The organism is Rhizobium sp. P1_E6 (genome assembly GCF_056405875.1).
In genome coordinates this window covers 1-850 of the sequence record NZ_JBFUBG010000316.1, presented here as the reverse complement: position 1 = coordinate 850, position 850 = coordinate 1, and the positions used below count along the sequence as shown (strand labels likewise).

1 protein-coding gene is annotated in these 850 nt (G+C 53.8%); it reads right to left on the bottom strand.

Features of this window, described 5'->3' with window-relative positions; translation table 11 throughout:
* Positions 1–306 precede the first annotated feature (306 nt).
* Positions 307–850: DUF2092 domain-containing protein (locus tag AC1D35_RS36480; protein WP_477942918.1), on the bottom strand; the 544-nt coding region annotated here is incomplete at its 5' end.

Below are 850 nucleotides of genomic sequence, written 5' to 3'. Positions count from 1 at the left end.
CAGGACATGCCTGCAACTGTTGCAGCGCATGTCAACGAGTTGGCACATCTCGTGATGTCGCCAATCGGGAAATCAAAGAGTCAATCCATTGGCCTGACTAGCAATTGTAGACACCGGCGGCACAACGACGAGTCGTGCGCCGGGCGACGCCGGCGACACTGACCGKGGTCAAGGGGCGTCCCACTCTCGCGACGGCGTCAGACACGAAACTGGGGACCCAAACAACGGACTGGTCCCTTGTCAAATCACCGACAAACATCAAAGCCGCCGAAGCGAGACAGATCAATCCTATGCGTTGGTAAACAGTCATTTGCTATCTCCTACTATGAAGTTATCCGGCAATTCTCCAAGTTTCTGCTTGAGGTCTTTGACGTCGATCTTTTCCGCATCTGGCGGCGGCTGGAATTTAAAATCGCCCAATGTAACCCCATCCCCTGACTTCCAATCCCTGACCTGGACACTGTATTCCGGTGACCCCTTGATCGTTCTAGACGTAATGACCATTCGGCAGGGGTGAGGTTGCTCCCCTTGCGTAATCCAGATCTGGAAATCCACATCGTCCTTGCGAAAAGCGAGAGAATCGCATTCGGCACCATTGATGACGCCACTTCCCAAGTCTTTCGAATCATAGACGCCATCCATCAGCTCGTCATATGAATTGGTGATCAACAGATCGGCGGCAGGCAACGGCAGACCATACTTGTCCTGCAACTCGTCTATCAGCTGATCGACCGTGCCGGGGGACTCAACCTGCGTATACTTGTTGACGTTTTTTCCCAAGAGGGTGAGCGTTGTTCCGTCGAACACTGACTCGACGTCGACAAAGCCGCCGGAACGCGTCGTGTGGAGC